This window comes from Pseudomonas sp. NPDC047961 (genome assembly GCF_050272435.1).
Classification (GTDB): Bacteria; Pseudomonadota; Gammaproteobacteria; order Pseudomonadales; family Pseudomonadaceae; genus Stutzerimonas.
This window is the reverse complement of sequence record NZ_JBNNMD010000003.1, coordinates 580,102-605,287: the sequence shown is the minus strand read 5'-3', so window position 1 is coordinate 605,287 and position 25,186 is coordinate 580,102. Positions and strand designations below refer to the sequence as shown.

Annotated in this window: 27 protein-coding genes; 16 read left to right on the top strand and 11 right to left on the bottom strand. The window is 61.7% G+C overall.

Features of this window, described 5'->3' with window-relative positions:
* Positions 1-118 precede the first annotated feature (118 nt).
* Positions 119-2,236: a TonB-dependent receptor gene (locus ACQKIK_RS13620; RefSeq protein WP_499136321.1), complete on the bottom strand. Its 2,118-nt coding sequence runs from the start codon at positions 2,234-2,236 to the stop codon at positions 119-121.
* Positions 2,237-2,365: 129 nt separating this feature from the next.
* Positions 2,366-3,376 (bottom strand): ribonuclease Z, encoded by a 1,011-nt coding sequence (locus ACQKIK_RS13615; protein WP_499136320.1) that lies wholly within the window; start codon positions 3,374-3,376, stop codon positions 2,366-2,368.
* A 200-nt stretch (positions 3,377-3,576) separates the two neighbouring features.
* Between ACQKIK_RS13615 and ACQKIK_RS13610 the strand changes: the two genes are divergently transcribed.
* Both ACQKIK_RS13610 and ACQKIK_RS13605 read left to right on the top strand, forming a co-directional pair.
* Positions 3,577-4,359: a sulfite exporter TauE/SafE family protein gene (locus tag ACQKIK_RS13610; protein WP_499136319.1), complete on the top strand. Its 783-nt coding sequence runs from the start codon at positions 3,577-3,579 to the stop codon at positions 4,357-4,359.
* 76 nt (positions 4,360-4,435) lie between these two features.
* A complete protein-coding gene (locus tag ACQKIK_RS13605) occupies positions 4,436-5,179 on the top strand; it encodes a Mut7-C RNAse domain-containing protein (RefSeq protein ID WP_499136317.1) in 744 nt (247 codons plus the stop codon).
* A gap of 883 nt (positions 5,180-6,062) precedes the next feature.
* Here ACQKIK_RS13605 and ACQKIK_RS13600 read toward each other — a convergent pair.
* From ACQKIK_RS13600 to ACQKIK_RS13590, 3 genes are all read right to left on the bottom strand, one after another.
* Positions 6,063-6,482 (bottom strand): VOC family protein, encoded by a 420-nt coding sequence (locus ACQKIK_RS13600; RefSeq protein ID WP_499136316.1) that lies wholly within the window; start codon positions 6,480-6,482, stop codon positions 6,063-6,065.
* An 18-nt stretch (positions 6,483-6,500) separates the two neighbouring features.
* Positions 6,501-6,920 (bottom strand): YciI family protein, encoded by a 420-nt coding sequence (locus ACQKIK_RS13595; protein WP_499136314.1) that lies wholly within the window; start codon positions 6,918-6,920, stop codon positions 6,501-6,503.
* 132 nt (positions 6,921-7,052) lie between these two features.
* Positions 7,053-7,388 (bottom strand): hypothetical protein, encoded by a 336-nt coding sequence (locus ACQKIK_RS13590; protein ID WP_499136313.1) that lies wholly within the window; start codon positions 7,386-7,388, stop codon positions 7,053-7,055.
* 116 nt (positions 7,389-7,504) lie between these two features.
* Here ACQKIK_RS13590 and ACQKIK_RS13585 point away from each other — a divergent pair, with 116 nt between their 5' ends.
* From ACQKIK_RS13585 to ACQKIK_RS13575, 3 genes are all read left to right on the top strand, one after another.
* Positions 7,505-8,035 carry a DUF3455 domain-containing protein gene (locus ACQKIK_RS13585; protein ID WP_127839862.1) on the top strand — a complete coding sequence of 177 codons (531 nt, stop codon included), beginning with the start codon at positions 7,505-7,507 and terminating at the stop codon, positions 8,033-8,035.
* Between the two features lie 112 nt (positions 8,036-8,147).
* Positions 8,148-8,708, top strand: coding sequence for a sigma-70 family RNA polymerase sigma factor (locus tag ACQKIK_RS13580; protein WP_335743690.1), 561 nt, complete (start codon positions 8,148-8,150; stop codon positions 8,706-8,708).
* Complete coding sequence (locus ACQKIK_RS13575) at positions 8,705-9,433, top strand: anti-sigma factor (RefSeq protein WP_127839861.1); 729 nt, start codon at positions 8,705-8,707, stop codon at positions 9,431-9,433. The genes ACQKIK_RS13580 and ACQKIK_RS13575 overlap by 4 nt, the downstream gene beginning before the upstream one ends.
* Before the next feature lie 32 nt (positions 9,434-9,465).
* On the opposite strand, the gene ACQKIK_RS13570 is transcribed toward ACQKIK_RS13575, so the two are convergent.
* On the bottom strand, positions 9,466-10,785 hold the full coding sequence (locus ACQKIK_RS13570) for a serine hydrolase domain-containing protein (RefSeq protein ID WP_499136311.1): 1,320 nt from the start codon (positions 10,783-10,785) through the stop codon (positions 9,466-9,468).
* Between the two features lie 145 nt (positions 10,786-10,930).
* Positions 10,931-11,635: a glutathione S-transferase N-terminal domain-containing protein gene (locus ACQKIK_RS13565; protein ID WP_127839860.1), complete on the bottom strand. Its 705-nt coding sequence runs from the start codon at positions 11,633-11,635 to the stop codon at positions 10,931-10,933.
* A 244-nt stretch (positions 11,636-11,879) separates the two neighbouring features.
* On the opposite strand from ACQKIK_RS13565, the gene ACQKIK_RS13560 reads away from it, so the two are divergent.
* The 4 genes from ACQKIK_RS13560 to ACQKIK_RS13545 all read left to right on the top strand — a co-directional run bounded on the left by ACQKIK_RS13560 (position 11,880) and on the right by ACQKIK_RS13545 (position 14,875).
* On the top strand, positions 11,880-12,326 hold the full coding sequence (locus ACQKIK_RS13560; RefSeq protein WP_064482656.1) for an HIT family protein: 447 nt from the start codon (positions 11,880-11,882) through the stop codon (positions 12,324-12,326).
* A 113-nt stretch (positions 12,327-12,439) separates the two neighbouring features.
* Positions 12,440-13,450, top strand: a complete 1,011-nt coding sequence (locus tag ACQKIK_RS13555) for an ABC transporter substrate-binding protein (protein ID WP_499136310.1) — start codon at positions 12,440-12,442, stop codon at positions 13,448-13,450.
* Positions 13,447-14,208, top strand: coding sequence for an ABC transporter permease (locus tag ACQKIK_RS13550; protein WP_499136309.1), 762 nt, complete (start codon positions 13,447-13,449; stop codon positions 14,206-14,208). Before ACQKIK_RS13555 ends, ACQKIK_RS13550 begins: the two co-directional genes overlap by 4 nt.
* Positions 14,201-14,875, top strand: a complete 675-nt coding sequence (locus ACQKIK_RS13545) for an ATP-binding cassette domain-containing protein (RefSeq protein ID WP_499136308.1) — start codon at positions 14,201-14,203, stop codon at positions 14,873-14,875. The genes ACQKIK_RS13550 and ACQKIK_RS13545 overlap by 8 nt, the downstream gene beginning before the upstream one ends.
* Here ACQKIK_RS13545 and ACQKIK_RS13540 read toward each other — a convergent pair.
* Together ACQKIK_RS13540 and ACQKIK_RS13535 are read right to left on the bottom strand one after the other, a co-directional pair.
* Complete coding sequence (locus tag ACQKIK_RS13540) at positions 14,857-16,122, bottom strand: DUF445 domain-containing protein (RefSeq protein WP_499136307.1); 1,266 nt, start codon at positions 16,120-16,122, stop codon at positions 14,857-14,859. The two genes, ACQKIK_RS13545 and ACQKIK_RS13540, sit on opposite strands and share 19 nt — an antisense overlap.
* A 127-nt stretch (positions 16,123-16,249) precedes the next feature.
* Positions 16,250-16,642, bottom strand: coding sequence for a hypothetical protein (locus ACQKIK_RS13535; protein ID WP_045425165.1), 393 nt, complete (start codon positions 16,640-16,642; stop codon positions 16,250-16,252).
* A 201-nt stretch (positions 16,643-16,843) separates the two neighbouring features.
* On the opposite strand from ACQKIK_RS13535, the gene ACQKIK_RS13530 reads away from it, so the two are divergent.
* From ACQKIK_RS13530 to ACQKIK_RS13515, 4 genes are all read left to right on the top strand, one after another.
* Positions 16,844-16,996, top strand: a complete 153-nt coding sequence (locus ACQKIK_RS13530; protein WP_181689938.1) for a hypothetical protein — start codon at positions 16,844-16,846, stop codon at positions 16,994-16,996.
* 49 nt (positions 16,997-17,045) lie between these two features.
* A complete protein-coding gene (locus tag ACQKIK_RS13525; protein WP_045425167.1) occupies positions 17,046-17,267 on the top strand; it encodes a hypothetical protein in 222 nt (73 codons plus the stop codon).
* Between the two features lie 85 nt (positions 17,268-17,352).
* Positions 17,353-17,781 carry a 3-isopropylmalate dehydratase gene (locus ACQKIK_RS13520; protein ID WP_499136306.1) on the top strand — a complete coding sequence of 143 codons (429 nt, stop codon included), beginning with the start codon at positions 17,353-17,355 and terminating at the stop codon, positions 17,779-17,781.
* Positions 17,782-18,015: 234 nt separating this feature from the next.
* Positions 18,016-19,026 carry an alpha/beta fold hydrolase gene (locus ACQKIK_RS13515; RefSeq protein ID WP_499136305.1) on the top strand — a complete coding sequence of 337 codons (1,011 nt, stop codon included), beginning with the start codon at positions 18,016-18,018 and terminating at the stop codon, positions 19,024-19,026.
* A 57-nt stretch (positions 19,027-19,083) separates the two neighbouring features.
* Here ACQKIK_RS13515 and ACQKIK_RS13510 read toward each other — a convergent pair whose 3' ends face one another.
* Positions 19,084-20,943, bottom strand: coding sequence for an SLC13 family permease (locus tag ACQKIK_RS13510; protein WP_499136303.1), 1,860 nt, complete (start codon positions 20,941-20,943; stop codon positions 19,084-19,086).
* 296 nt (positions 20,944-21,239) lie between these two features.
* On the opposite strand from ACQKIK_RS13510, the gene ACQKIK_RS13505 reads away from it, so the two are divergent.
* Complete coding sequence (locus ACQKIK_RS13505) at positions 21,240-22,142, top strand: alpha/beta hydrolase family protein (RefSeq protein WP_499136302.1); 903 nt, start codon at positions 21,240-21,242, stop codon at positions 22,140-22,142.
* 38 nt (positions 22,143-22,180) lie between these two features.
* Here ACQKIK_RS13505 and ACQKIK_RS13500 read toward each other — a convergent pair whose 3' ends face one another.
* A complete protein-coding gene (locus tag ACQKIK_RS13500) occupies positions 22,181-23,128 on the bottom strand; it encodes an alpha/beta hydrolase (RefSeq protein ID WP_499136301.1) in 948 nt (315 codons plus the stop codon).
* Positions 23,129-23,303: 175 nt separating this feature from the next.
* Here ACQKIK_RS13500 and ACQKIK_RS13495 point away from each other — a divergent pair, with 175 nt between their 5' ends.
* Entirely contained in the window at positions 23,304-24,029 is a 726-nt protein-coding gene (locus tag ACQKIK_RS13495; protein WP_127839850.1) for an SIMPL domain-containing protein, read from the top strand.
* 122 nt (positions 24,030-24,151) lie between these two features.
* Positions 24,152-25,186, top strand: a complete 1,035-nt coding sequence (locus ACQKIK_RS13490) for a MerR family transcriptional regulator (RefSeq protein WP_499136299.1) — start codon at positions 24,152-24,154, stop codon at positions 25,184-25,186.

The following is a 25,186-nucleotide window of genomic DNA, read 5'->3' as shown; positions in this document are numbered from 1 at the left end:
CACCCTAAGCAGCCCGCATCATTGCAAATCGGACCAGTGCTGACGGTGGAATAGGCCGCTAATAAAACGAGGCGCTTATCAACAAGCGCCTCGCTTGTTTCGGGTATCCGAAGGGCGTTTAGAATCGGTAGTTAGCGCTCAGCTCAAGGGTGCGCGGCGCGCCAGAGGTAATCAGGTCGACCGAACCATGGGCCGAGGCGTAGTACTCCTTATCGAAGACGTTGAACAGGCGCAGTGCCGCATCCCATTGCTCTTGCTGATAGAACAGCGCTGCATCGAATGTGGTGTAGCCGGGTAACTCGGTTTCGTTATCCAGCGAGGTGTACCGGCTGCCGACATAGTTGGCGCCCATGCCAACACGCCAGTCGGGAGTGAGTGAGCGCACCGCCCACAGGTTGGCGCTGTGGCGCGGCGTGAGCGTTGGCACCTGGCCCTCGTTGGCAATACCGTTGGTCTTGCTGTTCGATTTGGTGATCTCCGCATCCAGGAAGGCATAGCCACCATAGAGCTGCCAGTTGTCCGAGACCTGACCCATGAAGGTGGTTTCGAACCCGTCAGTGCGTTGCTCACCCGCCAGCACCAGCTTGGCCGGGTTGACTGGGTCGGTGGTCTTGATCTGAGTACGCTCCAGGCGGAATACCGCTGCGGTCAACGTGAGCTGATCCTGCAACAGGTTCCATTTAGCGCCGATCTCGTAGTTGGTGGTTTCCTCAGGCTCCAGTTCCACGTTGGCTGCGCTGACCTGGAACATTTCGCCTGAGGGCTGATAGGACTGGCTGACCGAAAGGTAGTAGGACTGACTGCCATCCGGCTGCCAGACCAGACCCGCGCGCGGGCTCAGCGTGTAATCGGTACGCTCCAGCTCGGTCTTGCCGTTGAGGTCGTCGCGGAAGGTCTGGTCGAACTCGTCGTAACGCACGCCTAACAGCGCTTTCCAGTGTGGCGAGAGCTCAATCAGATCCTGGATGTAGAGGCCTGTAGTTTCCTGCGTATTGAGACCGTCGCCGGTCTTCCGGTTGGCCTGAGACGGCACCGGTTGTAGCGCATCGCCGTAAACAGGCACCCTCGCTACATCATCCTGGTTGAAAAACTGCTGGTCCTTTTCTTGGCGTCCGAACTCAACGCCGTAAAGCAATTGATGATTCATTCCAGCGAGGACCGCGTTCTGTTTCAGCTCGGTCTGGTTGAACCATCCATCCTCTTTACGCTGCACATTGCCGCGCTTGAGCTTGACCAGCAAGGTACCGTCCGGGGCAGTGACGAAGCGGTTGGCGTCGGTGTGAGCCAGGGTGTTGTTGCGGTCCAGATCGTAATGGTAATAGCGGCTGGTATTGCTCAGCGTGAAGGCGTCATTGATGCGGTAATCGATACCGGCAGTCAGCGAGAAGACTTCGCTGCGCGTGTAGTCCTGATCCGCGTCGGCCGAACCGAAGCGTTTATCGCGGTCCACATCGACCGGGCGGCCGTTGAGTGCCGGAATGCCGAAGTCGATCAGACGCTTGTCGTACAGATATGACGCGCCGAGGTTGATCTCCAGATCCTCGGAGAGCTGGAAGTAGGCAGACGGCGCCAGGGCCTTGCGTTCCAGAAAACCGTTTTCGCGGAAGGTGTCGCTGTCTTCCAGCGCGCCGGTTACACGAAACGCCTTGTTTTTCTGCTCCTGATCGGCCCAGCCGGCATCGAACTGAGTGCGCCGTTTTCCTTCGCTGTCGAAGCTGACACCCACTTCCTGCTCTGGCGTGAATGTAGGTTTTTTGGTCACGCTGTTGATCAGGCCGCCAGACGAGCCACGACCATAAAGTACTGCCGCCGGCCCCTTGAGCACCTCCACGCGCTCGATGTTCGACATGTCCCTGTAGTAAAGCGCGTCATCACGAATGCCATCGATGTACTGGTCGCCAATGGCGCTGAAGCCACGGATGGTGACCTGGTCGCGTTGCCCGTCGCCGTTGCTCAGGCCGATGCCTGGTACGTTCTTCAACGCATCCTCGAGGGAATCGACGCCTTGGTCCCTGAGCACGCTCTGGGGAACCACATTGACCGACTGCGGAATATCGCGCAGCGGGGCGTCAATTTTCAGGGCAGTCCTGCTCTCTTCGGGCTTATAGCTTGCTTCTTCGCGGGCACCGGTTACTGCGGTGGCAGGAAGTTCAAGCGGGGAAGCGGATTGTGCGTAAACAGCCGGAGCTGCAAGCACGCTGAGCAGCGGCAATAGACGGGTTACATTTGATGGCACGGTGTCATCTCCAGTGGAAGAGGAGGCGACGATAGCGGTGTGTAAACTAAATGTAAATGATAGAGATTATCGTTAGTGGTTGTCGGTTGGCTTTACGCTCTTCGTTATAGTTTCCCGCCTCGCCCTACGCTACGAGCCGCCTGGCCGGCTCACGGCTGCTTCTCGCGCATCTTTGCTAAGCCGTTCCACCCGTTGCAGCTGACCTTGCTTGTCTAGCCTGATCCGCAACAGATCTTCGGCCAAAATCAAGTTCGCGCTGAAATGCTCTGCTGCCTCCACCCGGATGTCGTTTATTGATAAGCCTCTGTTCGGTGCGCCTTGATACCGCGCGCTGAAGTGCGTTAGCACTAGATGCGGCAGCTGGACCGACGCTGCGAATGCGGCGACCTGCGCGGCTGTGCTGTGGCCAAAATCAGCTTTACCGGCTTCGGCGATGGTCTGGGTATAGGTCGCTTCGTGAACCAGCAGTTGCGCGCCTTGGCAGGCCTCGCGTAGAAGTTCGGGCTGGTCGTTATCGCCCGCTATAACGACACGACGCGGTGCACGACTGAACAGCAGATAGTGCTCGCTACGCAGCGTGCGTCCCTCATGTTCGATGTCGTGGCCGCGCATCAGAGCCCCCCAGAGTGGGCCGCGCGGCACGCCGTCGCGGTCGAGCTTGTCGACATCGAGGCTAGGATCGGGACGGCTTTCCGTGAAGCTGTAACCCCAGCTCGGGACCCGATGGGACAGGGCTGTGGCCTCGACGCGCATCTGCGAGCTGCACCAGCCGTCGAACGACTCGGTGGCGTGAAACCTCAGTTCGTAGGGCAGCCAGCTCTGGCTCATGTCCAGCGTGGCACGTACCCAGTCTTCGATCACCCGCGGAGCGATGATATCCAGCGGCCCCTGGCGCCGTGCCATGCCGGCGCTGGCAAGCAAACCCGGCAAGCCGTAGCAGTGATCGCCGTGCACGTGGGTGATGAAAATGGCTCGCAAGCCATGCAGCGTCAGCGGCGTATGCAGCAATTGATGCTGGGTGGCTTCGCCACAATCGATCAGATACCAGCCTTTGCCGCTGTCCTCCAGCAGCGCTACGCCGCTGACATTGCGGGCCTTAGTCGGCGTGCCGGAAGAAGTGCCAAGGAAGATCAAGTCCATGGTAATGCTCGTGCGTAGTCGTCGCGTCAGTATGGCGGCCGAGTGCCGGCTAATAAACCTACACCCGACCGGGGCACCTTGCCGTGGTCATATATCTTTTAGCTACTAAGAAAGCACGAACTTATATTAAGGATTGCTAGTTCGGACCGTTATGCTGCTGGCCTTTGACACGGCCTGTGTGCCTTGGATCGGACGTTCGTATGGAATTCGGTGTAATCGGCTTTGTTGTGGCCGGCCTGCTGGTTGGCTTTATCGTTGGCATGACCGGTGTAGGCGGCGGCTCGCTGATGACGCCGATCTTGTTGTGGTTCGGCGTCAACCCGGCTGCGGCCGTGGGCACCGACCTGCTCTACGCAGCGATCACCAAAGCCGGCGGCGTCTGGGTACACCAGAAGAATCGAAACATCGACTGGAGCATTACCGGCTGGCTGGCGCTGGGCAGCGTGCCGGCCGCAGCGCTGACGCTGTGGCTGTTGAAAGGGCTGCACACGGACCAGGATGCGCTCAACGCGATCATCAAACACTCCCTTGGCATCGTGCTGGTACTCACGGCGCTGGCTGTGCTGTTCAAGAAGCAACTGCTCGCTGTGGCAGCTCGCTTGTCAGGCCCGACCCCCAGGCTGTCGCAGCGCGGGTTGAACATCCTGACCGTAGCGGTGGGCGTTGTGCTTGGCGCAATGGTCACGCTGACTTCGATAGGCGCCGGTGCGCTGGGTACAGTGGCGCTGTTCTTCCTTTACCCCTTGCTCGCCACGCGCCGCCTGGTGGGGACTGAGATCGCCCATGCGGTGCCATTGACGCTGGTAGCCGGGCTGGGTCACGCCAGCATGGGCAACATGGACTGGACCATTCTGAGCTACCTGCTGATAGGCTCGTTGCCGGGCATTTTTTTGGGCAGCAACCTGTCCGGCCGGGTGCCGGAAGCGGTGTTACGACCTTGCTTGGCAGTCATGTTGGCGATGATCGGCTATAAGCTAATCTGACCTATCGCTTTTTCGGGAGTGACACGCGCCGCGCAATTCTTGGCAGAGCATGCGCGGTTGGCGGTGCCCAGATACCATGACGAATGCAACGTTTCGCTTCTATGCCAGGTTGAACGCATTCCTTACCGTCGAGCGTCGCGGGCAGGCGTTTCGCTGTTCCTGCGCCGAGTCGGCCACCACCAAGCACATGATCGAAGCCCTCGGCGTACCGCATACCGAGGTGGCGCTAGTCCTAGTCAATGGCGCGCCGGCTGGCCTTGACTGGCCTATCGAAGCGGGTGACCGAGTCGCCGTGTATCCCAAGTTTGAACAGTTGGATATCGGCTCCCTGACCACCATTGAACCCTTACCGTCGAGGCCGCCCCGCTTCGTGGCCGATGCCCACCTCGGAGGTCTGGCGCGGCTGCTGCGAATGGCTGGCTTCGACACCCTCTACGACAATAATTTTGAAGATGCGGCAATGGCAGAGCTGGCCAACCGTGAACGCCGGGCGCTGCTGACCCGCGACCGCGCGCTGCTGATGCATCGGTTGGTGCTGCACGGCTGCTACGTACATGCAATCAAACCTCAGGACCAGCTACGCGAACTCTACCAACGGCTCGATCTGGCCAGCCATGCCCGGCCCTTCAGCCTGTGTCTGAGCTGCAACGTACCACTGCATCCGGTGGACAAGGAGGCCATACTCGATCGCGTGCCGCCGCGGGTGCAGGCGCGCCATGAGCGTTTTTGGGGCTGCGATCAATGTGATCGGATTTTCTGGGAAGGCACGCACTGGCAGGACATGCGGGCCTTGCTCGATTCCCTGACGCTCGTTGACTAGCGCTCGTTTCGTATCGGTTAGTGTTGTCCCAAATTCCTCAGGAGCCGACCATGCAGCGCCACACGATGTTCTATCTTACGCCGGCCATCCCTCTGCTCGTCTCAGGAGTTGCTTGCCTGCCGATTGGTCTTGCGTCGGAGACGAAAACCTTTCTATGGATGGCGCCCGGTTTTTTGGGGGCAGGCTTGGTGTTGATGCTGCTAGGCCTTCGTCGTCGAGGCCACTGACCTGATCAGGCCGTTGCTTGCGCGTTCAGTCCACGGCTCGCTGATTGGACAGGTAGATAGGGTCGGGTGAAAGCGCCTGCCCATCCCATACGGCTTGCAGCCCCTTGTCCGTGGTCACAACCGTGAAGGCACCCTATCCGCCGTCGCGTCTTCAGCGCAGCGAACCAACGCACTGGGGAAATAGCACTACCGCCACGACGAGCGTACATAGCCAAATCGGCAACACGTCAGCAGAAGCCGAAGTAGCTTCCCTAGTTGAGCCCCCCGAAAGGCTCCACGGCATGATCGGCAAAACTGTAACAATTAAAGGGTAAGGGCGTGTCCGGCGACCGCTAAGCCCCGGTGTGCTTGGGGAGTGGTGTGTTATCCACAAAAGCTGTGGATAACACTGTGAACATATATTGGATGACTTGCTCAAACGCCCATCTGGCGCGGCTCAGAACAGATCGTCGAGTTTTTACCCAGTATTGATAAATCCTTTTGAATCAATAACTTAGGATTGTTTAGCCTGGCGCGTGCAGCACCCCTACGAGCAGAGCCAATCCGACCGGGCCTTATGTGCATAAAATTATCTGTCAACGGGTTTTTTAGATAATTTTGCTGCTATAAGACTGGACAAATCCGTTCGAATGAGTCGAGGGGATGGCTGCTTGCCACTAAGCGCAGTTGATCATCCAGGACACGCCGAAGCGGTCGATAAACATGCCGAAACGCTCGGCCCAGAAAGTTTTCTCCAGGGGCATCACAACCTGCCCGCCCTCCGAAAGCGTTGCGAATAGGCGTTCACTCTCGGCAATGCTTTCGGGGTGCAACGAGATCGAGCAACCCTTAATGCCTTCGTATGATCCTCCGCCACAAGCGGGATCTCCCGGCATGGTATCCGACGCCATGAGCGAGAATTCGCCGAGGCTCAGACAGACATGCATGATTCGGTCGCGATGTTCCGCCGGGAAGTGCCCAGCGTCAGGCGCTTGTGCAAAAGTCATCATTTCCAGTTCGCCGCCGAGTACCTGCTGATACAGCGTAAAGGCGTCACGTGCCTGACCGTCGAAGGTGAGGTAAGGGGTAATTTTCATTCGATTCTCCTGGTGCGGTTAGTGGTTGATTTGCGCGCGTAGGCGTTCTTCTTGCTCGCGTAATTCGGCGGTGAATTCCGCCCCGAAGTCCTCGGCTTCGAACACCTGTCGGATCTCGATTTCCGATTTACCGACGGCCGATGCCGGGCAGCGCTTTACCCAATCGATGGCGTCCTGCAACGAGGCCGTCTGGAATAGCCAGAAACCTGCAATTAACTCGCGGGTCTCGAGGAAGGGGCCATCCACGACCGAGCACTGGCCGTCGTCGAAACGCACCCGCGCACCTCGGCTGCTGGGGTGTAAGCCTTCGCCACCAAGCAGCACGCCCGCATTGGTCAGGGTTTCGTTGTAACGGCCCATGGCTGCAAGAACATCCTCGCTGGGCATCTCGCCCGCTTCGGTTTGCGCGTTGGCCTTGATCATCACCATGAATCGCATCGTTTCGGTTCCTCTGTGAGTTAAGGACGGCCACGTCGGCGTCAACGCATCCGCAGGCACTGATCCCTAGTCGTTCCGAGCCCAGTCAAATCGACAACCAAACGTCTTTTTCTTCAGGGAGCGATTCTTCATTCAGCGCTGAACCATGCCTGCGTGATACGTGGCGATACATTCCCTGCGCGACGGCTCTGGCCAGACCAATGCGCGGGTGGCAGGCAGGAGCGATGCGTCGACGAACCGATCGAAAGCGGTTGCGCTCTCCCACAGATCAGTGATGCGCCAGCCATGGGGCACGGCAGCACATGAGTGAAACAGGATGCCGGACGGCGGGCCGCTCGATGCGAGCGTTGCACTGAGCGCGTCATAGCGTTGCCGATCGATGGTTGGGAATTCCAGGGTGGGCAGATAGGGCATCGCGTGTTCTCTGCGAATGTAGAAAGGCAGTTCGGCATCGGCGCGACTGGTCATGCGCAAAGCTAAGCAGATTATTTTTCAAATTCACTGCATCCAATCGTCTGCCTGACGGGTAGTACAGGTAGCGGCTGCTTGGCCGCCCAATCTGATCATTACCCGGAGACACCAAAATGGACGCGAAAAAGATCCTCTGCCTGACCGGTCTGACACTGGCCATTGGCTGTTCTGCCAGCGCTTTCGCCCAGATGGACGTACCTGAAGCCGTGCGCGTACCGGACGGCCACAAGGTCGCCATGGAAACGGTTGGCGTCGGCCAGATCACCTATGAATGCCAAGCCAAGACCGACATGCCCGGCCAGATGGCCTGGGTCTTCATGGGGCCGAAAGCGGCGCTCAACGACCGCAGCGGCAAGCAGGTCGGCAAATACTACGGCCCACCTGCAACCTGGGAAGCGATGGATGGCTCCAAGGTGACCGGTACTCAGGTCGCCATTGCGCCAGCCGGCGACGGCAACATTCCTCATCAGCTGGTCAAGGCCAACCCGGCTGAAGGTAAGGGCGCCATGACAGGTGTCACTTACATCCAGCGCGTCGCGACCAAGGGTGGCGTAGCGCCGGCCAAAACATGCGAAGCGGCCAACGAGGGCGAGCGCCAGATCGTTGATTACCAGGCCGACTACCTGTTCTGGGCCAACAAGTGAGCAACGCGCAGTGGGTGAAAAGCCGCTCGATATGAGCGCTGATCGCTTCTATGCTCTGACTCCCCGGCCCGTATGCGTCGGGGGTGTCGATAACCAGCCAATGGCAGATACCGTGTCGCAACCCCCCTTGTTCGATTACGAAGCGGCCCTGCGCGCTTGCGCACGTGGCGAACGATCGGCATTGCAGCAGCTTTACGAGCAGGAAAGCCCGCGACTGCTCGGCGTCGTTCAGCGCATTGTGCGAGATGTGGCCCTGGCCGAAGACATCGTTCACGACGCCTTCATCCGCATCTGGAACAAGGCCGGTACGTACGACCAGGCGCGTGGCTCGGCTCGCGGCTGGATCTTCAGCCTGACCCGCCATCTGGCGCTAAATGCCGTACGTAACAACGCCCGCCACGTCCAGATGGAACCGGACGAGGAGGGCGACATGGAGCACGCCGCCATCGATGGTTGGCAGGAACAAACCGACGCCTTCGATTGGCGGGTAAACCCCGGCAGGATCGAAGCCTGTCTCGAACAACTCGAACCGGTGCGTCGCAATTGCGTGTTTCACGCCTACGTCGACGGCTATTCGCATCAGGAAATCGCCCAGCGCCTGGGTGCGCCACTGGGTACGGTAAAAGCCTGGATTCGCCGCAGCCTGACCGCCCTTCGTGAGTGCATCGGATGAACAACGAACCCAAGGGTCCGAACGAGGCCCTGCACGAACTCGCCGGCGAATATGTGATTGGAACCCTCTCTGCAGAAGACAGGGAAGCGGTCGAAAAGCGCCTCGCTGTAGAGCCTGAGTTGCAAGCAGCAGTCGATTACTGGGAAGCGCGGCTGCTCTACCTGACCGATCTGGTCGAACCGCAAACGCCCTCGCCGCGCTTGTGGAATCGAATCGAGCGCAGCCTGGACGAGACGAGTCGCCAGGCCGCTCCGGCTGTACCCGCCCGCCCGAACAGCTGGTGGGAAAGCCTGTCGCTGTGGCGTGGTTTTGCTGCAGCCGGCATGGCCGCCACGCTCGTGCTTGGGGTCGTGTTACTGACACGCCTGTCGCCTACGCCGTCGCCAACCTGGCTCGTTGTGCTCGCCACCCCACAGGACCTTTCACCGGGTTGGGTCGTGCAGGCCAGCAATCAACCACGTGAAATCGAGCTGATACCGCTGGGTGTCACCGAACTGCCGCCGGACAAGGCCCTGCAACTCTGGACTAAGGCCGAAGGTTGGCAGGCGCCGGTCTCCCTCGGCTTGGTCAAGCCGGGTGAGCCGGTAAGGATTCGCCTCGACGATTTGCCGCCGTTGCAGCCCAACCAGCTATTCGAATTGACGCTGGAACAGCCGACCGGCTCGCCAACCGGGCTGCCGACCGGGCCGATTCAGTTCATCGGGCGTGCGGCCAAGGTCATTTGAAGACGGGGCGCAACAGGCTGCGCCCCATCTGATCAGCGCTTTGCTTTCTCCATGAGATGGTCGGCCAGCGCCTGGTAGGCCGGCAGCGAAGTGGGGTCATTGTCCGCATTCTTGGCCGAGGGGTGGGAGGCGAATCGGGCAATCACCATTTCGGCTGTCGGGTCTATGTAGAGGGTTTGCCCGTGCACACCGCGAGCGGCGAACGCGCCATTGGCGTTGTGCAGTACCCACCACATCGCCCGATAGCTGCCGCCTGGTAGCGTCTTGTATCCGGCTTTGGCGAACACCTGCTTATCGCCCCCGGTGCGAATGGTCCGAACGACTTGCGCAGGGAATAATTGCGCTCCGTCGTGTTGCCCCTCATCAAGCATCAACTGGCCGAGCCTGGCCATGTCGCGAAGGCCGGCGCTCAGACCGCCGCCGGCAAACGGCGTACCCAGTGCATCGACCGTGTAGTAAGCGTCCTGCTCGGTGCCCAGGCGCTGCCAGAGTCGTTCGGAGACCAGTTCGCTGACGGCCTTGCCGGACACGCGGGCGATGATCCAACCCAGTGCATCACTGTTGACGGTCCGATAGCCGAACGCCTCACCGTGGGTACCGCGCTTGGCGACGGTCTGCAGGTACTGGTAATAACCGACCGGCCCTTTGTAGTCGGCAGGCTTGGGCAACGGGTTCGCCGCCGCGCTGTAACTCCAGATCTGCGCGTTGGGATCGGCATAGTCCTCGCTGAAGTCGAGCGCCGTGGTCATGTCCATGACCTGCCGTACGGTGGCATCACCGAAAGCGCTGGAGGCCAACTCGGGAACCAGCTTTGCCACCATGGCCTGATCATCGAGCGTGCCCTCTGCAACCAGTATCTCGGCCAGCAGGCCGGTCAGCGACTTGGTCATCGACATCGCGGCGTGTTTGCGCTGCTCGTTGAGGCAGCCGGCGTAGCGTTCGTACACCACACGGCCCCGGTGCAGCACGATGATGCCGTCGGTGTAGTTCGCTGCCAGTGACTGTTCCCACGTCATCGGCTCACGGCTGCCGAGGGGGATAAACCTGACGGCATCGATGCTGCTGTCGAGCGATTGGCGTAATGGCGCCGGTGCATCCAACCCTCGGCTGACGGCCTCGGTGGGCAGCAGCTCGCGGATATGGCACACGGTCCAGCGAAGCTTGGGAAAGCTGAAGTAGTTCGAGTCCGGCTGGCCGATCAGTTTTTCAGCAGGAGGCGGAAAGCCCTGCATCCAGCCCAACTTGACCGGGTCGGACTCCGCAGCCGTCAGCTGTGCTTGAGCGGTCGTGCACAGGCTGGCCAGACAGATCGCGGCCACTAGACGCCTGGCCCAGCGTTCGTGACGCTGCATCGGTTCTCGACAGTGGGCATCCGGGCAGCGCGGTCTGAGTCGGAAGCTGTTGCCTGCCATACCGTCACCTCTCGGTTTTGTTGTGGCGAGGTCGGCCAGCAGCCGTCCCCGTTAAGCGATCCACTCCGTCAACCCTAGTCCAGCATCACCCGTGCGGTGGAATATTCAGCCCCTTGGCCACCGCTGGCCGGGCGACGAAGGCATCCAGTACTCGCTGGACGTTGACGAAGCGCTCGAACTCCACCAGTTCACGCGCTTCGTAGAACTCCACCAGACCGCGGACCCACGGGAATGTAGCGATATCGGCGATGCTGTAGCGCCCGCCCATGATCCATTCGCGACCTTCCAGGCGCTTTTCCAGCACGCCCAGCAAGCGTTGGGCTTCGGCGACGTAACGGTCGCGCGGACGTTTGTCTTCGTAATCCTTGCCGGCGAACTTATGAAAGAAACCGAGCTGGCCGAACATCGGGCCAACGCCGCCCATCTGGAACATCAACCACTGAATCGTTTCGTAGCGGGCTGCGGCGTTTTCCGGCATCAACTGGCCGGTTTTCTCGGCCAGGTACAGCAGAATTGCACCGGACTCGAACAACGCCAGCGGCTCTCCGTCCGGGCCGTTGGGATCGAGGATCGCCGGAATCTTGTTGTTCGGGTTCAGCGAAAGGAATTCTTCTGAGCGCTGGTCACCACTCTCGAAGCTGACCAGATGCGCCTCGTAAGGCAGACCGGTCTCCTCCAGCATGATCGAAACCTTCACCCCGTTGGGCGTGGGCAGCGAATACAGCTGCAGACGATCCGGGTAACTGGCAGGCCATTTTTGGGTGATGGTGAAGGTGGATAGATCGTGCATCGGTTCCTCCTGAGGGTGACGTCGGGGATGGAAACAGGGCGTCGTATTGCGGCCGCGCGTCTTGGCCGCTTTCCATTCGGACAGCCGCAGTCTCTGCGCGTTGCTGTCTGGTTGAAGTGTGGCACGTGCACTCAGGCGCCTGATTAGATTGGTTGTCAGAGTGACGTTGTTGGATCCGCCGCTTTGCATGGGCATTGGCGCCCGCTATGGTTTGGACTCCAACCCCCGCCATGGAGCGCCGCACGTGTCCCTGACTACCCCCTACGACCCACAGAACATCTTCGCCCAGATCATTCGCGGCGATGCGCCTTGCTACAAGCTCTACGAGGATGACGATGTACTCGCTTTCCTGGATCTGTTTCCGCAGTCCTACGGGCATGCGCTGGTGATTCCCAAGCGGTCCGCGGCGTGCAACATCCTCGATGTGGATACCGATGCGCTGTGCAAGGTGATGGCGGTGGTGCAGAAGCTCGCGCGTGTGATCGTCGAGGAGTTGCAACCCGATGGCGTGCAGGTGGCGCAGTTCAACGGGGCGCCGGCGGGGCAGACGGTGTTTCACATCCATGTGCACATCGTCCCGCGCTTTTCGGGCGAGGGGCTCGGCATTCACGCTGCAGGTAAGGCCGATCCGGCAGAGCTGGAGAAGCTGCAGGCGCGGCTGGTAAGCAAGCTTGCCGAGAGCGAGCACTGATCGGCACCTGAACCGGCATCGCTGCCGCACCGGTTGCAGCCGCGACCATCGCAGCAGCGAAGAAACACCAAAGTACTATTCGTGGCTGATGTGAGGCTTCGTACCCTTCGGGCATGAAGCCTGCTCCGTGGTTCCTCACCTTGTCTTTCGCTCGCGCCTGCCTCGCAGCGCTTCGATGCGGGCGTGTGGTTCTGCTCGCGGTAGTCCCGCTGGTCGTCCAGGCGCAGGGCGAGACGCAACCGCTGCCGGTGCTGACCCTTAGCGTCTTGCAGTTCGGCACGCCGCATTGGGAACTCGACCATCTCAAGCGTCACGGGTTGGACAAGGCCAACGGCTTCGATCTCGAGGTGCGTTTGGTGGCTGATTTGCCAGCGTCGCGTCTGGCGCTGAGCAGCGGCAGCGTGGACGGCGCGGTAAGCGACCTGCTCTGGGCGCAGGCACGCTACGAGGCCGGGACGGCGTATCGCTACCTGCCGTTTTCCTCGCAGATCGGTGAAGTGTTGGTCAACGATGGCAGCGACATTCGCACCCTGGCCGACCTGCGCGGCAAGCGCATTGGCGTCGCCGGTGGCCCGGACGGGCTTGGTTGGCAACTGCTGCAGCAGGTGGCGGCCGGGCAGGGGATTGACCTGGCCCGAGAGGCGACGGTGCAGTACGCGGCGCCGCCCCTGCTCAGCCAGGCGTTGCGGCGTGGCCAGGTGGACGCGCTGCTGACCTTCTGGCACTTCTCGGCGCGCCTGCGTGGTGAGGGCGGTGTGCGTATTGCCTTCGGTCTGGCGGATCTGATCGGAACGCTGGGTCTCGACCCCGATCTCCCGGTGCTCGGCTACCTGTTCCCGCAAGCCTGGGCGATTGAACACGATGATCTCTTGCAGCGCTTCTCCCGCGCCTTGCGCGAAACCAAGGGCCAGCTGGCGAGTCAGCCCGATCTCTGGCAGGAAATCCGGCCCTTGATGCGGGCCGATAACGACGCGGTGTTCGCCGCGCTGCATGACAGCTTTATCGAAGGCATCCCCCAACCGCTGGACGCGGCGCGCATCGCTGCGCTGCATCGGCTGTTGCTGCTGACCGGCGCCGAGCCGGAAAAGCTGATGCCCGCGGCGCTGTTTCAGAGCGAACCATGACCGGCTCGCGCTATGCCTGCTGGGTTGCACTGCCGCTGTTGGTCGCGGTGTGGGCCGTCATTGCGCTGACAGTGGACACACCGCTGCTGCCTTCGCCGGCTGAGGTGGCGCATGCGTTCTGGCTCGCCGTCCAGAGTGGTGAGCTGCCTCATCATCTGTTGGTCACCCTGCGTCGGGTGCTGATCAGCTTTGCGCTTGCGATGGTGCTGGGTGCGCTGCTGGGCGTCTGGATGGGGCGCTCGCGGTTCGCCAACGCGGTGCTCGATCCGCTGCTGGTGCTGTTTCTCAACCTGCCAGCGCTGGTCACCATCATCCTGCTCTATGTCTGGTTCGGTCTGGTGGAAGCGGCAGCGGTGCTGGCGGTGGTGATCAATAAAGTGCCGAACGTGGCGGTGACGGTGCGCGAAGGCGCGCGCAGCCTCGATCCGAAGCTGGAACAGATGGCCCAGGTCTATGGCTTTAACCGTTGGCAGCGGGTGGCGAACGTCTGGCTGCCGCAGCTGTTTCCGTATCTGATGGCGGCGACCCGCGGGGGCCTGGCGCTGATCTGGAAGATCGTCCTGGTGGTCGAACTGCTGGGCCGCTCCGATGGCGTCGGCTTCCAGCTGCACATGGCGTTTCAAGTCTTCGACGTGGCGAGCATATTGGCCTATAGCCTGGCCTTCATTGCCGTCGTACAGCTGATCGAGCTGGCGCTGCTGCAGCCGCTGGAGCGTCGCGCATCGAGCTGGCGCAACGCCGGGATGCAGCATGCTTGAGCTGCGCATCGATGGCGTAGCGGCAGGCCATCCGGTGCTCGGGCTGATCGACGTACAGGTGCGGGCCGGGGATCGAATCTGCTTGCTGGGCCCCTCCGGCGTCGGCAAGACCACCTTGCTCAACGCCATCGCAGGCCTTGATCCACGCCTGGCTCCGATGATCCGTCTTCAATCCGGGCGGCGCGTCGGCTACCTGTTTCAGGAGCACCGCCTGCTGCCCTGGTACAGCGTGCGACAGAACCTCAAGCTGGTTGGCGCGGCGGCGGGCGATATCGATCGGCTACTGGCCGACGTTGGCCTGGGCGATGCTGGTGATCGTCTGCCGGATCAGCTCTCGCTGGGTATGGCGCGCCGCGCCTCGCTGGCTCGGTGTCTGGCCGTCAAACCTGATCTGCTCTTGCTCGATGAGCCCTTTGCCTCGTTGGACCCGGACCGCGCTGCCGAACTGCGCGAGCTGATTGTCCGGCTGCTTGAGGGGCAGCCACAGATGGCATTGATCTGCGTGACCCACGATGCGCGCGACGCCGATCAGCTCGCCAATCGGCTGTGGTACATGAACGGCAAGCCTGCGAGCCTGCGTTGGGATCGACCGCTGACCGACGGGACCAGTGCCAGTCAGATCTGCGACACGCTGCGCTCGCTCAATGCTCAGCCAGCTGCCAGCTGAGTCAGGGCATGCAGCAGCAGCCCGACGAGCCCGCCCACCAGGGTGCCGTTGATGCGGATGTACTGCAGGTCTTTGCCGACGCTCTGTTCCATCTGCTCGACCAGTTCGCGGCTCTCCCAGTTTTCCACGCGCTGGGTGATGTATTTGCCGATCTGCCCGCGGTAGCGCTCGAGCAGGCTGGGCGCGGCCGCCATCAGTTGCTCGTTGATCCAGGTACGCATGGACGTGTCGGCGGAAAGCGAGTCGCCCAAGCCCTGGGTCAGGCGCACGATCCGCTTGCCGATGCGTGAATCCGCGCTCTCCAGATCCGCTTCCAGCCACTCGGTCAGTTCACGCCAGAGCGTCTGCAGGTAATCGGTGGTAGCAGGGTGTTCCAGCAGCTGAGCGACGATGCGTTCGACTTCCAGCCGATAAGCCGGGTCATGCTTGAGCCGGTCGATGTACTCCACAACATGCTCGTCGAAGCGCTCCCGTAGCGGATGTTCAGGGTCACCCGCGATCTCGGCGATGACAGCCGATACGCCGTCGACGAACTTGTTCGCCGACCAACCACCGACCGCCTTGCCGAGTCCCAGATAGCGCAGCGTGCGGACCTCTGCGGTGATGGCATCGGCCACCAGTGCACGGGTGTCATCGTCCTGCAGCAGCGCATCGACCTTGATCAGCGCTTCATCGAGCATCGCCTGATGCTTGCCCTGTCGGGTGAGCATTTCCAGCACCTGACCGCAGATCGGTGCGAGATCGACCTTGCGCGCTCGGTTGATCAGCTTGGCCTGAACGAAGGCCTGCACGCGCTCGTCGTGCAGCGACTCGACGCCGAACCGCGCCATGCCGGTGAGCTGGCGGCCAACCGCTTCGGCATTAGCGGGATGGCGCAGCCAGTTGGCTAGCCGGCCGCCGATATCCAGTGCTTCGAGCTTGGCCAGCACCATCGGAGTGGACAAGAAGTGAGTGGTGATGAAGGTCGACAGATTCCGCCCGATGCGCGCTTTGCTGCGCGGAATGATCGCCGTATGCGGGATCGGCAGGCCGAGCGGGTGGCGGAACAGGGCGGTCACGGCGAACCAGTCGGCAATCGCACCGACCATTGCCGCTTCTGCAAAAGAGGCGAGGTAGCCCCAGGCCGAGTGGCGCGGCTCCATGGCGGTTGCGATGACGTAGAGCAGCGCGGCGAGCAACAGGAGCAGGCCGGCGACCAGCTTCATTCGTGTGACGGGGGATTGCCAGCGGCGGAGCAGAGGGCTCATGCGATTCCTCTTTGCGGCGAATGGTGTGCGGGGTGTTACTCAGGCATATCGGGTACGGCCGACGGGTCTGCCTATACAAGACAGACCCGGCTAGCGAGGCGAGGGTTCGGTAACCGTCTGCGTGCGGTTATTCCTCGTCGTCTTCCTCGCGCAGCAGCACGTAGCTGTCGTCGTCCAGTCGCTCGCAGACATAGAACATGGAGATGCTGCCGTCCTGTTCGGTGACAGCAGCATAATCGTCGGCTTCGACGGTAAAGAACCCTGTTGAGTCGGAGCCAGGTTCGCTGGCGAATACAGCGGTGAAGAAGGCGTCTTCCGGCATCCCGTCGAAATAGTCGGCGCGCGCCTTGGCATCCCACTCCTGCGGCGGCTCGAACTGCCCGGTGATGATGACGCGGGCGTCGCCCATGTCGCGTTCTTCACCATCCGGGTCGGTTTCGTGAGCGCGGTAGATAGTGCAGTTGAGCGCATCCGGGTCGGCCAGAATACTGTCGCGCGACGGGGTTTGGGTGGCAGGCATGGCAGCAGCTCCGGTCAAAGATTGGATTGTCGGCAGTGTGGTGGAGTCCGGGGGGCGCTGCAATCGCAAGTTGGGAAGGATGCTGGATTCTTTCGATCAAGGCGGGCTGATCGGACCGCCGGTGGCTGAACAGGCGAACGCTATCGGCCGGCTGTTGCTCCAAATGGTTAGACCCTATCGCACCAACGCAACGAGGTAGCCATGAACCAGAGCGACCAGACTCAGCCTGAGCAGAACAAGCCAGCCGACGACCTGCCGGACGTCACCATGACCGACGCCGGCGAGAAGGAAGCAGGCGAGGATCCTGATTTCGACGACAGCGAGATCGATGACGACCAAGACAGCCGCGGCTGAAGTTGAATGACCTGCGCAGCCGAAACTGCGCCACATCCAGGAGTGCCAGATGGACAAGTATCACGTGAACCCGACCCCGATGGGCTGGGAGCTGACCGATCAGCAATCCCAGGAAACGGTATTGCGAACCCTGACCAAGGACGAAATGTTCACCGGCCTGGATAGCTTGATGGAAGGCAAGACCGCATCGGTCGAGGTCTACGATCGCCACGGGACGCTGGAAGAAGAGCGGCCGTATCCGGGCAGCAGTCATCCGGTGTCGACCCGTTAGATCCAGGTGAGCGCATATTTCCGCACGGTGAGCGAACACACCTGTCATACCATCACCGCTTCGCTTATCTGACAGGAGAATCCTTATGCGCATGATGCTCGCACTCATCCCTGTGTTGGCTTTGGCCGGTTGCTCGTCCTGGCAGGCGGACCCGGAGGACATCACGCCAGTGCCCGAGGAGCGTCTGCGTGGCTTTCAGACACCTGTGGCCAATGGTGGCGAGTTGGTGGTGACCCGCGACTTCGGCATTCGCGGCGGCGGCTGCTACGTGGCGGTGATGGTCGATCGCAGGCTGGCGGCGCGGATCCATGTCGGCGAGCAGGTGCACTTGCACGTGCCGGCCGGGATGCGCATCGTCAGCATCGAATCGGACCCTGAGGACGACACGCTGTGCGGCAAGGGTAGTCTGCTGCGCGAGAAAGCGGCGCGGGTCGAGTCGGGAGAAACGCTGCAGTTCCGCATCAGCAGTGATAACCGCATCGGCTTCGATATCCAGCAGATCGACGCCCAGTAGCAGCGTTGCCTCGTTCGCGGCCGGTGTCGCAGTTTGGTCACTGGCGCGAGGCGGTATCACGAAGAAACATTCTTGCACCGGCCTCGCCGAACCCTCCCTCCGGTTTCGTGCTCCCAGATAGGCAAACCGTTGTGCTTGAGCCTTCGGCGCCTGTCTGAACGTTGGTAACAGCCGGCTCCGCACAACGACCCATACGCCATCGCGGCCGAATGGTCGCCTGCCAGGAGTCGATGCGTGAAACGAGCCATATCCTCTCTGATGTTCGTCGCCGGGCTTGCTCTGGTCCCTGCGCTGCACGCTGAACAACAACCGACCTACGGCCCGCACCTTGAAGGGTTTGAGTATCCGCACCCGATCAAGCGCTTCGAGTTTTCGTCTCAGCGCCAGCCATTGACCATGGCTTACATGGACGTGGCCCCAGCGGGCAAGGCCAATGGGCGAACGGTCGTGCTGATGCATGGCAAGAACTTCTGTGCGGCGACCTGGGAGGAGAGCATCGAGGTGCTTTCGCAGAACGGTTATCGAGTCATTGCGCCTGATCAGATCGGCTTTTGCAGCTCCAGCAAGCCTGAGGCTTACCAGTTCAGCTTTGCGCAGCTGGCACACAACACCCGGGCGCTCTTGCAGTCGCTGGACATCGAACAGGCCACGGTGATCGGTCATTCCATGGGTGGCATGCTGGCGTCACGGTTCGCACTGAATTACCCGCAGATGGTCGAGCAACTGGTGTTGGTCAATCCCATCGGGCTTGAGGATTGGCAAGAAAAGGGAGTGCCCTATGCGCCGATCGAAGAGCTGTACCAGAGCGAGTTGAAGACCGACTTCGAAAAGATCAAAGCCTACCAGCAGAAGTTCTACTACAACGGCAGCTGGAAGCCGCGCTATGACCGCTGGGTGAACATGCTCGCTGGGATGTACGCCGGTGACGGCAAAGAAATCGTTGCCTGGAACCAGGCGTTGACCTCCGACATGGTGTTCACCCAGCCGGTGATCCACGAATTCGACACGTTGAGCGTGCCGACCCTGTTGCTGATCGGTGGCAAGGACCGCACCGCACCGGGTGCCAATCGAGCGCCGGAAGACGTCGCGAAACGCCTGGGGGACTACCCCGAACTTGGCCGGCAGGCCGCAGCGATGATTCCCGACGCGACCCTGGTGCCTTTCCCTGAACTGGGCCATTCACCGCAGGTCGAGGCGCCGGATGTGTTCCATGAGGCGTTGCTGGATGGACTCAAGACGCGTTGAGCCACGCCGCGGGTGCGGTGGCCGGTGCGCCGATATCCGTGCCTGCCGTGGATGCAGCTATAGCGGCCAGACCCAAAGGATGATGGGCACGGCCACCAGCACCACCAGAATCGACAGCGGTAGCCCGAGCCGCCAGTAGTCACCGAAACGGTAGCCGCCGGGCGCCATGACCAGCGTGTTCGACTGGTGCCCGATGGGCGTCAGAAAGGCGCAGGAAGCACCGATGGCGACCGCCATCAATAGCGGATCGGCGGAGGCGTCCATACCGCGTGCGAGCGCGATCGCCACGGGCGCGGCGAGCACCGCGGCGGCGGCGTTGTTGACCACGTTCGACAGCAGCATCACACCCACCATCAGGAGCGCCACGGTGGCTGCCGGCGGGGCGGCCTGGCCAACGTCCAGCAGGGCATCGGCGATCAGGCGCGAGCCTCCGGTGCTTTCCAGCGCTTCGCCAATGGGCAACATCGCGGCAATCAGGACGATGATCGACATGTCGATGCTTTTGTAGATGTCCCCCGTGGGGACCAGCCCGACCAGAATCATCGCTAATGCGCCGCCCACCAGTGCGACGGCGGACGGCACCATGCCCAGCGCAATGAGCGCCAGCGCGGCGGCAAAGATGCTGCTGGCGAGCAGCACCTGGCGAGGCGCGGTGATCCGCAGGCCGCGCGATGCCAGCGGCAGGCAACCGAGACTGTTAAGCGTCGATTGCAGCTGATCCTCACGCGCCTGCAACAGCAGGATGTCGCCCGCGGCAAAGCGGATCTTGCCCAGCCGCTGTTGCAATCGCTGCCCTTGCCGAGCCACGGCCAGGATGTTGACGCCATGGCGCTCACGCAGTGCCAGACCGGAGGCGCTGGTACCGATCAAAGACGAACTTGCAGTCACGATGGCCTCGGCCAGGGCGCGCTCGGCGTTGCGGTCGGCTTTGGAATCGGCGGCTTCGGGCTGTTTGTCAGGCTCACCGTTCCGTTTCAGCTGTTTGTCCTGTTCTGCTTTTTCACGGGCTTCCGCCTTGCTGTCGGCTTCGGCAGCAAGGCGCAGGTGGGTCACATCGAGAAAACGTTTCAGGCTGTCAGAGTCAGCTTCGACCAGCAGGATGTCGTCGTCGCGTAGCACTTCATAGGTCGACGGCATACGGTGGTACTTTCCGGCACGTACCAGCCCGGTGACCATCACATCGACCTCGTCACCGCCCGCAGCGATCAGATCATGCAGGGTGCGGCCAGCGTATTTGCTGTCGGCCGGAATCTGCAGTTCGGTCAAGTAAGCACTGATTTCGAACAGCTCCTGCTCACCGCTCGGGTCCTCGCGACGAGGCGTCAAGCGCCAGAGCAGAGCGATCAACAGCACCCCGACGAGGGTGATCGCGAGGCCCACCGGCAGAAAGTCGAACATACCGAACGGCGCTTCGCTGACTTCACGCCGATAGCCGGCAATGATGATGTTCGGCGGCGTGCCGATCAGGGTCAGGGTGCCGCCGAGCAAAGAGCCGAAAGCCAGGGGCATCAGCAGATAGGAAGGCGAGCGGCCGCTCTGGCGCGACATCCAGACGGCTACCGGCATGAACAGCGCGAGTGCGCCGACGTTGTTCATGAAGCCCGAGCACAAGGCGACGATACCGGACAGCGTCAGCACCTGGATCCAGGGTCGATCGCCGACCTTGGTCAGGTGCCGCGCCAGCGAATCCACCACACCGGCATTGAGCAAGCCGCGGCTGAGCACCAACACAGCAGCAACAGTGATCACGGCCGGATGGCCAAGGCCCATGAACGCCTTTTCCGGCGGCACGATGCCGGCCAGGGTAACCACCAGCAAGGCGGCAAGGGCGACGATGTCGTAACGCCAGCGATTCCACACGAACAGGCCCAATGTGGCGGCGAGAACGGCGAACACGATCAGCTGATCGCTTTGCATGGATAACTCCGATAACGGCTTTTGCCGCAGTGAACGGATGACGGTTAAGGGCCGAACGGCTGGATCTAGACGGGTTTCGCCAAAGCGAAGCGGCAAGGCGGCGATACACTAGCCGCTTGAGCGGGTGCTGAGCCAGCGCTGCGTTCGACATTTGGCGCTATGCGCCGGTATCGAGCCAAACACTGCTGTGATCGGAGGGAAAATTCGCTGGGGCCAGGTTGTTTTACCGGCCCGGTCACTGGCAAGACCCGCTCCGGTAGGCAAGGATGTAGAAGACTCCAGAACGAAACCTGCCCATGCCCAAGCAACTTTCTCTGCCTTGCCGCGATGGCTACCCGCTCGCTGCGCAACTCTGGCTGCCACCGGGACAGGCACGTGGCTCGGTGATCGTCAGCAGCGCCACCGGTGTGCTGGCGCGGTATTACGCGCGCTACGCCGGCTTCCTGCGCGAACGTGGCTATGCGGTGATGACGTATGACTATCGCGGTATCGGCGGGTCACGCCCGGCCAGCTTGCGAAAGGCGACCATCCGTTGGCGAGATTGGGGCGATCTGGACTTTGATGCGGCGGTGCGCTGGATGCGCCAGCGTGATCCCGATGGGCCATTGGTGGCCGTCGGTCATAGCATCGGTGGTTTTCTGCCGGGTTTTGCCGAGTCCGCTACCGAGGTCGATCGTTTTCTCAGTGTGGGCGCGCAATATGCCTACTGGCGCGACTATGCCGCCGCGCAACGCTGGCAGATGTTTGCCAAGTGGCACCTGTTCATGCCGGCGGTGACGGCGCTGTGCGGATATTTCCCGGGTCGCCGGCTGGGCTGGCTGGAAGACCTGCCCGCAGGCGTCGCGCGCGAATGGGCATTCCGTCGGGCACGCTTGGAACAGAGCTATCCGGAGCACGAACGGGCCGAGGTGCTACGCCGCTTCGCCGCGATCAGCGCGCCGATCCTGGCGGTGAGCCTGAGCGACGACGAGTACGGCACGCCCCCGGCGATCGCCCGCGGGCTGTCCTACTACCGCAATGCCGCGGTGCAGCAGGTCCAGCTGAGTCCGGCGGTACTGGGCATGGAGCAGATCGGGCACTTCGACCTGTTTCGTGAGCGACATCGAGACGGTTTCTGGCAGGCGAGCCTGGACTGGATCGGGGAAGGTCGCAATCCCTGGTCGGGCGAGACGCAACCCTCAGTCAGCGAGGCGTGCTGAGCGCGACATTTTAGGTCTGTTTGGCGGCGAAAACGGCGCTAACTGCGGTTGGCCTGGGTGACTGGGTGCGTCTGATCATCGGCACTGTGCACGACGGGCCCGTTCAACAGCTGGCGGATCGCGTCGGCATAGGCGCGGCGGCCGACGCGCATGGCGTTGTTGTGGTTGCCGCCCTCGATCAGCAGCAGCTGTTTGGGGTTCTGAGCGGCGGCAAAGAGTTCTTCGCTGAAGCGCGCCGGTACGTATTGATCAGCCGTGCCATGGACCAGTAACAGCGGCATGCCGACCTGATCGATCTTGTCGATGGAGTCGAATTTCTGCGACACCAGCCAGCGGACTGGCCAGGGCGTGTCGGCCACCTCCGTTGCAATATCGGCCAGGCTGGTAAAGGTGGATTCGACGATCAGCGCACGCGCTTCCGGCGCTTCGCCACGGCGTTCGGCTTCGCGTCCCAGCTCGGCGGCGAGGTCCACCGCCACTGCACCACCCAGCGAGTGGCCATAGATCAGACGTTTGTCCGCATCGGGCTGCAGGGTTTTCAGATGGTCCCAGGCGATACGCGCATCCTCATATACGCTGGCCTCCGACGGCAGCTCGCCGAGGCTTTGGCCAAAGCCACGATAGTCGATCGCCAATACGGAGAAGCCCAGTGAACGTATCTGTTCGAGTCGGAACAGGTGCCCGGTGAGGTTCCAGCGAGAACCGTGCAGATAAAGGATCGCCGGCGCGTCTCGCTCGGCAGCCGGCCACCACCATGCGTGGATGTTCTGGCTGTCGCCGAATGCAGGCGCGCTTAACTCCAGCTCCTCCACACCGTCTGGTAGGCCGCGGTACCAACTGGCGGTACCGGGCTCGATGCGAAGCACCAGTTCGCGCTCTTTCTGTTCGAGCATCGAGCAGCCGACGGGCAGCAGGGTGAACACTGCGGCGACGATCAGCGAAACAAAGGTGCGGGCTCTGGTGCGGAAAAATGGCAATTTCGACATGCAGCGGGAAGGTCTCCTTCGGGAATCGACATTGAGCGGCCAGCGGGCGAGGCACGCAAGCGGCTAGCGACGGCAAGTCATTACTACAGATTGCAGCGTTGCGCTGGTAACCACACGCCATCGAGCGCCAGTGCGGAGTAGCATCACGGGTTCTTATCCGTAATGGAGCTTCATCGTGACTACAGCACGTATCGGTTTGCTGCCCGCCCTGTTGATCGCCGCTGCGGTGGCCTTCGCCGGTTGGTCCGTGGGGCAGGGCGTGGAGCGCTTCCGGATGGCGGATCGCTCGGTGACGGTCAAAGGCCTGGCTGAGCGGGACGTGGCGAGTGACTTCGCCGTCTGGACACTCGGCTTCCGCCGTGCCGGCAACGACTTCGCCAGTGTTCAGCAGGGCCTGTCCGAGGACCGCAGTCGGGTCGTGGCGTTTTTGCACGAACAGGGTTTCAGTGACGACGAGATCGAGGTCCGCCCGTTGCAGGTTCAGGACCTGCTGGCGCGCGAATGGGCGCCGCAGGAAATCGCCCTGCGCTTCAACGGCAGTGGCCAGGTGCTGGTGAAATCGGCACGTGTCGAAGCGGTCGGCAAGGCTGCCAATGGTGTAGATCCGCTGATTCTGGCCGGCATCCAACTGGATACCGAACAGAACGGATTCAGTGGCCCGCGCTACCAGCTGCGTGGCTTCAACGACCTCAAACCGGCGCTGTTAGAAGATGCCACCCGCAACGCCCGCGAGCAGGCTGCAAAGTTTGCCGAAGATGCCGGCGCGCAACTTGGTGAACTGAAGACCGCCAACCAGGGCGTGATCCGCGTGCTCGATGATGACGGCAGCGACATGGACACCGGCCGCACGCCGGGCAAGCGTCTGCGGGTCGTCAGTACCTTCGAGTATGCCCTGCAGTAATGCCTGATCGTCGTGGCCCGACGCCTGAGGCGAGCCACGGTGAAAAAGGCGATTCACCCCATTGACCCTCACGCTGCGTGAGGCTCGATCATCACTCCCGCACGGACGAGGAGCGCTTTGCGATGCAGTTGAAAGTAGGTGAGTTGGCTCGACGCTGTGGTTTGACCGTCAGGACATTGCACCACTACGACGACATCGGATTGCTGCGCCCGTCCGCGCGCTCCGACGCTGGCTATCGGCTGTACAACCGCGACGATGTTGCGCGACTGCAGCAGATCCAGGCGCTGCGAAGCCTGGGCGTTTCGCTGGCCGACGTCGGGGCGATCCTTGACCGGCAGGAGCGGTCGGTTTCCTCCGTGATTGAGCAGCAGCTAAAGCTGCTCGACCAGCAGATCGCGCGCCAGATCCGGCTGCGCGAGCGGCTGGCGCAGCTGCACCAGCAGTGCATCGCGGGACAGAAGCCGACGCTTGCCGACTGGCTGGAAGCACTGGAGTTAATGAGCATGTACGAGAAGTATTTTTCCGAAGATGAATTACGGCAGTTGCCGTTCTATAACCGTAACGCTGCCAGCGATGCCTGCTGGGCGGAGCTGGCAGAAGAGGCGGCGCGGCTGATGCACGAAGGCGTGAGCTCACAGGAACCGCAGGCGCAGGATCTGGCACGGCGTTGGATGGTGCGATTGGAGCGGGACACCGCGGCCGATCCCGCTCTGCTGGCCAAGCTCGACGCCATGCACCTGAACGAGCCGGCGTTGCAGCAGCAAACGGGTATCACCCGCGAGGTTAGCGACTACGTTCTGCGGGCGTTCGCGGAGAGCAAGCTGGTTATTTACGAGCGCTACCTGGATACCGACGCGTTTGCCTTTATGCGCAAGCATTACCTGGAAAGCATGCGCGAGTGGCCCAGGTTGATCGCCGAGTTGCGCAAGGCTCAACGAGAGGGCCTGGGACCTGACGACGAGGCCGTGCAACAGCTGGCCCGGCGTTGGTTGGCGCTGTTTCGCGCCTACGCGGGAGATGATCCACAGACGCAGCAGCGAATTCGTCAGGCCAACCAGCAGGAGCCCGGCTTGATGGAAGGCACCTGGGTAGACGACGGCCTGTTGCGCTATCTCGGCCAGGCCGTTGATGTGCTCACCGCGCCTGCCACTCGGTGA

Coding starts and splice junctions, on each gene's coding strand:
- ACQKIK_RS13615 (WP_499136320.1), bottom strand. CDS start 3,376: ATGGACTTGATCTTCCTTGGCACTTCTTCCGGCACGCCGACTAAGGCC.
- ACQKIK_RS13610 (WP_499136319.1), top strand. CDS start 3,577: ATGGAATTCGGTGTAATCGGCTTTGTTGTGGCCGGCCTGCTGGTTGGC.
- ACQKIK_RS13605 (WP_499136317.1), top strand. CDS start 4,436: ATGACGAATGCAACGTTTCGCTTCTATGCCAGGTTGAACGCATTCCTT.
- ACQKIK_RS13600 (WP_499136316.1), bottom strand. CDS start 6,482: ATGAAAATTACCCCTTACCTCACCTTCGACGGTCAGGCACGTGACGCC.
- ACQKIK_RS13595 (WP_499136314.1), bottom strand. CDS start 6,920: ATGCGATTCATGGTGATGATCAAGGCCAACGCGCAAACCGAAGCGGGC.
- ACQKIK_RS13590 (WP_499136313.1), bottom strand. CDS start 7,388: ATGACCAGTCGCGCCGATGCCGAACTGCCTTTCTACATTCGCAGAGAA.
- ACQKIK_RS13585 (WP_127839862.1), top strand. CDS start 7,505: ATGGACGCGAAAAAGATCCTCTGCCTGACCGGTCTGACACTGGCCATT.
- ACQKIK_RS13575 (WP_127839861.1), top strand. CDS start 8,705: ATGAACAACGAACCCAAGGGTCCGAACGAGGCCCTGCACGAACTCGCC.
- ACQKIK_RS13570 (WP_499136311.1), bottom strand. CDS start 10,785: ATGCAGCGTCACGAACGCTGGGCCAGGCGTCTAGTGGCCGCGATCTGT.
- ACQKIK_RS13565 (WP_127839860.1), bottom strand. CDS start 11,635: ATGCACGATCTATCCACCTTCACCATCACCCAAAAATGGCCTGCCAGT.
- ACQKIK_RS13555 (WP_499136310.1), top strand. CDS start 12,440: ATGAAGCCTGCTCCGTGGTTCCTCACCTTGTCTTTCGCTCGCGCCTGC.
- ACQKIK_RS13550 (WP_499136309.1), top strand. CDS start 13,447: ATGACCGGCTCGCGCTATGCCTGCTGGGTTGCACTGCCGCTGTTGGTC.
- ACQKIK_RS13545 (WP_499136308.1), top strand. CDS start 14,201: ATGCTTGAGCTGCGCATCGATGGCGTAGCGGCAGGCCATCCGGTGCTC.
- ACQKIK_RS13540 (WP_499136307.1), bottom strand. CDS start 16,122: ATGAGCCCTCTGCTCCGCCGCTGGCAATCCCCCGTCACACGAATGAAG.
- ACQKIK_RS13535 (WP_045425165.1), bottom strand. CDS start 16,642: ATGCCTGCCACCCAAACCCCGTCGCGCGACAGTATTCTGGCCGACCCG.
- ACQKIK_RS13530 (WP_181689938.1), top strand. CDS start 16,844: ATGAACCAGAGCGACCAGACTCAGCCTGAGCAGAACAAGCCAGCCGAC.
- ACQKIK_RS13525 (WP_045425167.1), top strand. CDS start 17,046: ATGGACAAGTATCACGTGAACCCGACCCCGATGGGCTGGGAGCTGACC.
- ACQKIK_RS13520 (WP_499136306.1), top strand. CDS start 17,353: ATGCGCATGATGCTCGCACTCATCCCTGTGTTGGCTTTGGCCGGTTGC.
- ACQKIK_RS13510 (WP_499136303.1), bottom strand. CDS start 20,943: ATGCAAAGCGATCAGCTGATCGTGTTCGCCGTTCTCGCCGCCACATTG.
- ACQKIK_RS13505 (WP_499136302.1), top strand. CDS start 21,240: ATGCCCAAGCAACTTTCTCTGCCTTGCCGCGATGGCTACCCGCTCGCT.
- ACQKIK_RS13500 (WP_499136301.1), bottom strand. CDS start 23,128: ATGTCGAAATTGCCATTTTTCCGCACCAGAGCCCGCACCTTTGTTTCG.
- ACQKIK_RS13490 (WP_499136299.1), top strand. CDS start 24,152: ATGCAGTTGAAAGTAGGTGAGTTGGCTCGACGCTGTGGTTTGACCGTC.